Origin of the sequence: Jeotgalibaca caeni, from assembly GCF_028863945.1 — a bacterium.
GTDB lineage: Bacteria > Bacillota > Bacilli > Lactobacillales > Aerococcaceae > Jeotgalibaca > Jeotgalibaca caeni.
The window spans coordinates 1-5,222 of record NZ_JARBEA010000091.1 but is presented as its reverse complement, the minus strand read 5'-3'; the positions used below and the strand labels follow the sequence as shown (position 1 = coordinate 5,222).

Genomic DNA, 5,222 nt, shown 5'->3' with positions numbered 1-5,222 from the left:
TTATTTTACCCTAAGCTGCTTGCGGAGCTATGTACTTTTGCGCTGCAATTGTATGTACGTTTATCTTGCCACAAACAGTATATAGAGATAAAAGAATGTTTGCTTAAATATTAGGTTAAATAGTGGGCTATTTATTAAACAATTGGTTATTTTAGTTATCTATTTTAGATAAATTAAAAACTTGCTGTTTCAATAAATAGTCCACTTTTTATACTTAAGGAATAGGTTTTTTAAAAACTAAAATATGTTCATGTAAAATTGGAATGAAGTTCATGTTTGTATACTGAAAATTTTCCATTTTAGTATTGTTTTGTATTTTAATTAAATGTGCTATGAGATTACCATACCAATCTAAATCTTTTTGTAAGGAATAGTATTGCCCTTTTTTTCTAACATCACCAATAAGCATTGCATATATTCCTCCGGGTAATAAAGCATCATATATTTTTTTGTTTATTAAATTCAAAGATTTAATAAAATTTTCATAGCTATCAAAAGACGAAAGATCATCTTTATTAATATCTTCTCGTACTGCTTGATAATTGATTATATTCCAATACGGCGGATGAGAGAAAATAAAATCTGCTTGAAGTGGAATTTCATCAGTTAGCGCATTCCAACCATTTATTAAGTCTAAATGGACACTGTTATTTATTCCTAATGATTTAGCAACATCTTCTCCTGTTCCCCCTCCGCTAAATACCTCAATAAATTGCTTGGGTGATGAATTTGGAAAATAGTTTTCTATTAAATCTTTAATTACGTACCCTGAACAATTACCTCGGTAACCACTTTTTCCCCATGGGCCTCTATCTACATAAGATAGTACTGAATTTATTTTTGGCATATAAAAACCTCCTTTTTTCTATATATAAGATGCGTAAAAATATACGATTTCCTTTTTTAAAAACAAACTTTTATAAAATTATATTAATCTATGTTTTTTTTGTTTTTGTACTGTTAAACTTGAGAATAAGGGAGTAACATTGAAAATCTTGTTTGAACTTACAATAACGATAGGCTTGATGCGAACAAGTGTTTGTGTTAAGGTGAATCTGTATATAATATAAAAGTATAAGTAATTAAAAAAGGAAGAAAATTTGATGAAAAGAGAATTAGCACAACCTTTTGTTAAATGGGTTGGGGGAAAAAGACAGTTAATGCCTGAAATTAGGAGTAGGATGCCAAAAGAAGATTCTATTACGACTTATTATGAACCATTTTTAGGGGGGGGCGCAGTTTTTCTTGATCTGCAACCAATAAAAGCAGTTGTAAATGATTATAATTCTGAATTGATAAATGCATACCAAGTAATTCAGAAGAATGTAGAAGAGCTTATAGAGGATCTATCTAAACATGAGAATACAGAAGCGTATTATTATGACATTCGAGCAGTTGACAGGACACCTGAATATAAATCATGGTCAAATATTCAAAGAGCTTCTAGATTAATTTATCTTAATAAAACAGGGTACAATGGATTGTATAGAGTTAATAGCCAAGGCTTTTTTAATACACCATATGGAAGATATAAAAATCCGAATATTAAGAATGAAAATGTATTACGAGAATTGAATGCGTATTTTAATGAAAGTAAAATTAAATTTTTAACTGGAGATTTTGAAGAAGCCTTGAAAAACATTCGAAAGGGTGCTTTCGTATACTTTGATCCACCATATGCGCCGTTAACAACGACTGCAAATTTTACTGGCTACACACAATCAGGTTTTGATGAAAAGGAACAAATTAGACTAAAGAAACTATGTGATAAGCTAAATGCTAAAGGAGTTAAATTTTTACTATCTAACTCTAAAGTAGATTTTATAGAAGAATTGTATAAGGATTATATAATTGAATATGTATCTGCTAGAAGAAATGTTAATTCAATAGGAAGTAAAAGAGGAGAAATAGGTGAAGTTTTGATTCGTAACTATGACTTGTGAGGGGATCATATGACTAAAAAATCAGGACGAAATAGTGAAAGAAAGATAGATAAAAATTGGAATGAAATTTTTGAAAAGTACAATATTCTAAATAAAATCGAAGATGAAGGAAAATTCATTATAACCTCTGCCCAAATTAATGAATTTAAGGAAGCAAGACTAATGACAAAATTTGATTATGTCAATAGCTTACCTGATTTGTTTTTTCACAACGGATTATCTATTCTTCCAATTACAAGAGGATCATACGTAATCGGAAAATTTAATGCTTATTCTCAAATTGATGATTCCAAAAATGCATTTAGACAGAATATAAATAAAATACCTTTTCCAGATTGGATAGAGACATTAGACTATCAAAGTATAACTTCTGAATCGAGTATGTTAAACGTAGCTTATATAAGTGGAATGGTTCATGAATTGTTTGGAGTTGAAAAGGTATTCCAAACAATAAGTGGCAGAAGAAGCTCTGAAAGTTTTACGTTTAACATTCAAGGAACGGATGAAAAAGATAGGTTGTTTAAGATAGATGTTGAGAATAGCCAACTTGAAGTAGATGCGGGGTTCGAAACAGAAAAAAATCTTGTTTTAGTTGAAGCAAAAAATAATAAAACTAGTTCGTTTTTAATTAGACAATTGTATTATCCATACAGATTATGGACTAATAAAGTATGTAAAAAGGTCACTCCAGTATTTTTACAATATGAAAATGGTATATATAATTTTAGTGTATTTGATTTCGAAGATGTTAATAACTATAATTCTATTAAATTACTTTATCGAAAAAACTATATAATTGATGAAGGTGCTATCTCTATGAGAGATATTGAAGAACTCCTAATGAATAAAGGTTATGTACCTGAACCTAAAGATATTCCTTTTCCGCAGGCTAATAATTTTTTAAGGGTAGTAGAGATGCTTACAACGATCGATGACTCAATAGAAGGAAAAGTATCACTCGAAGATTTAACACTTCAAAATGATTTTGTTTATAGGCAAGCTCAATATTATTCCAGAGCAGCTATTTATTTAGGATTAGCTAAATTGAATAGTGACTCAACTGTCTCACTTACAAATTTAGGTAATAAGCTTGTAAACAGCGGAGTTAGAGAAAAAAGAATGATTTTGATCAGACAAATCCTTTCCCACAAACCCTTTGCGATTTTGATGAAAGCAAGGATCAAGAAACGAGGCCGCTTATCACCTACTGAAATTCATGAAATAATAAAAGAACATTCTCTTCTTTCTTCCTATCAATATTCTGCTGTTACTGAAAAAAGAAGAGGGTCCACTATAAATGCTTGGATTGAAGAAATCTTAAGTATGGTAGAGAGTGTTTAAATAAAAATATGCTGGACCATTAAAGAAGCCCCTTAATATATCTACCAAAATAAATTTAATTTTTGGTGATATTTAAGAGGTTTCTATCCACATAAAATTTGAATATTACGAAAATATCATCTTTGTATTGAAGTTTATTCTTAATTTTCTCTGAATTTAATTACTTCTACCTATTAGAGATGTTTATGATTGGGAATACTTCGTCTGTATTTCTACAAAGTGCGTTACTAGTGACAGATAAGCCTTGTCGTAATTGAGCCGATTTTAATATAGGAAAAGTTATTGCTTCAATCACGTATGGTTTACCATCTTTTTTTACCAGCAAGTATTTCCCACCAATTTCTTCTCGTTTTAACACCTTTCAAATTCCATCTAAATATTACAATATCTATTAGTAGTGCGATATCTTCGTAATTGTTTAAGAGAAGCCATTTCTTTGCTGTTGAAGTATTATTCATATTATTTTTCCTTATAGTTGATGACTTGAAGATATTCATTTTCATTAGACAGGTTGTTTATCAAAAAGTTTATCCAATTTTGTGTATACACGTAACTGTCATGGGCTTCGTCAAATTGACAATATCTAGTATCACAGCCTGCTGCCTGGTTACCAGATTTTCTAACATCAAAATATTTCCACGCTTTAGTATGATGATTTACAGTAAAAGGTTTATGAAGCTTATTTGACACTTTTTCCGAAACCGCTTTCGGTTTGTACTTACCTTGATTTGCAACTTGTATATTTCTTTCCTTAATGATGACTAATTGTTTATTCAAGTCTTCTAATAAGTTAGTATTTTCAGGATCATATTTAATAAATTCTATAGCTAGATCTGATGTATTAACATTGTTGCCTGTTTTCGGAACAAGGAAAACTCTGAAACAGTAGTCCATACTCGAATAAACTTCAAAAGGGAGAGACTTTTGATATTCTTCTAATAAGTTTTTTAAGTCCCAATAATGTTCAGCTTCTACGTTTTTCATTGAGTTAATATTTCTGCTTTGTTGAGTCTTTACCACTTGCAATGGGATTGTTAATGAAGAATTTAGACTGTACTCATTTCCAAAAGTAGAAGTTAGTAGTTCTTCATAATTAAATAGTAAGCATTGGCAATGTCCACAGATATCTAAGTCAAAAACAGGACTATAGCGATGCTCAATTTTATTACGCAACTTTATAAACAAACGTAAATTACTTTCTACAGTTACAGAGAGCTTACCGAATTCCGTAATACATTTGCTTAATTCCCATGCTTTTTTGTCGCCATCTATCATTTTTGAAACATTATTGTCATCTTTATAGAAATAGTCAACATTATTTTTTTCGAATATAGAATGAAGTAAAGATGTCCAAGCAATTATCATTAATACTGTAAAGCCTTGGGTTCTAAAGGAAGTCTGAGGTCTGTTATAAGAATCAATCGCTAAGATTGCAGAGTCTCTAGACTTTTTTATTAATAACTCTACTTCTGTAGATAAAAAAGATTGTTGATAATTAGTACTTTTCTCTTGGACTTGTGACATATAAAGATTGTATTCTTTAAGAGTAAAATCGAATTTTTCATTTACATTATAATATTTACCATTTTTTTTTGAAACTAAATCTTTCCATTTTTTACTTAGGTAGGTCTTAGCAGTTGCTGGCTTCCAATCTGTATAATCACATAACTCGTCAATTGTAAAACTTTCTGCTTGTTTTTTTTTATTCAATAAAAAATTATAAGATTTATCTAATTTTGATTGATTCGAATTGCTCATTCTATTCACCTTTCCTATTCCTTAGATAATAGAGTATTATTTGGCCTTAATACAAAAGTACCTATAAATTATGTTCAAATGTATGATCTCTTATTTTTTTATTAAAACGTCGATTGTAAAATTAAGCTAGACAAATAAATAAGCCATTCGTGGTACACTCAAAATGTAATTCCGCCAAAG

5 protein-coding genes are annotated in these 5,222 nt (G+C 29.6%); 2 read left to right on the top strand and 3 right to left on the bottom strand.

Annotated features, from left to right (window positions below):
- Window positions 1-214: 214 nt before the first annotated feature.
- A complete protein-coding gene (locus PVE40_RS12270) occupies window positions 215-847 on the bottom strand; it encodes a DNA methyltransferase (protein WP_274732225.1) in 633 nt (210 codons plus the stop codon).
- A gap of 256 nt (window positions 848-1,103) precedes the next feature.
- Here PVE40_RS12270 and PVE40_RS12265 point away from each other — a divergent pair, with 256 nt between their 5' ends.
- Both PVE40_RS12265 and PVE40_RS12260 read left to right on the top strand, forming a co-directional pair.
- Complete coding sequence (locus PVE40_RS12265) at window positions 1,104-1,943, top strand: DNA adenine methylase (protein ID WP_274732224.1); 840 nt, start codon at window positions 1,104-1,106, stop codon at window positions 1,941-1,943.
- A gap of 9 nt (window positions 1,944-1,952) precedes the next feature.
- On the top strand, window positions 1,953-3,284 hold the full coding sequence (locus PVE40_RS12260; protein ID WP_274732223.1) for a type II restriction enzyme: 1,332 nt from the start codon (window positions 1,953-1,955) through the stop codon (window positions 3,282-3,284).
- Between the two features lie 302 nt (window positions 3,285-3,586).
- On the opposite strand, the gene PVE40_RS12255 is transcribed toward PVE40_RS12260, so the two are convergent.
- Window positions 3,587-3,742, bottom strand: a complete 156-nt coding sequence (locus PVE40_RS12255; RefSeq protein WP_274732221.1) for a hypothetical protein — start codon at window positions 3,740-3,742, stop codon at window positions 3,587-3,589.
- Window position 3,743: 1 nt separating this feature from the next.
- Window positions 3,744-5,042 carry a DUF3644 domain-containing protein gene (locus PVE40_RS12250; protein ID WP_274732226.1) on the bottom strand — a complete coding sequence of 433 codons (1,299 nt, stop codon included), beginning with the start codon at window positions 5,040-5,042 and terminating at the stop codon, window positions 3,744-3,746.
- Between the last annotated feature and the right edge of the window lie 180 nt (window positions 5,043-5,222).